This window comes from Paraburkholderia sp. JHI2823 (genome assembly GCF_038900695.1).
GTDB classification, from domain to species: Bacteria; Pseudomonadota; Gammaproteobacteria; order Burkholderiales; family Burkholderiaceae; genus Paraburkholderia; species Paraburkholderia mimosarum.
Window position 1 is genome coordinate 1 of sequence record NZ_JAYMRY010000419.1, and the last position, 255, is coordinate 255.

The window sequence follows — 255 nt, forward strand, 5'->3', positions numbered from 1 at the left end:
GAGCGCGAGCTTCGTCTCGCGCAAGGGTCGGCCGGCCACCTCACCGAGGCTGATTGCTGGCTTGTTGTATCTCCAGCATGCGTTCGATCTGTCGGATGAGGAAGTGGTCTGGCAATGGGTGGAGAACCCGTACTGGCAGGTCTTCACCGGCGAAGCATTTTTACAGACCGAGCCGCCGATCGATCCGTCGAGCCTCACGCGTTGGCGCAAGCGCCTGGGTGAAGCCGGAGTTGAGGAGTTGCTGGCCGAGACGAT

At 61.6% G+C, this 255-nt stretch carries 1 protein-coding gene; it reads left to right on the forward strand.

The genetic code is table 11. The features are described from left to right. Positions 1–255: transposase (locus tag VSR34_RS39240; protein ID WP_342965329.1), on the forward strand; the 255-nt coding region annotated here is incomplete at both ends.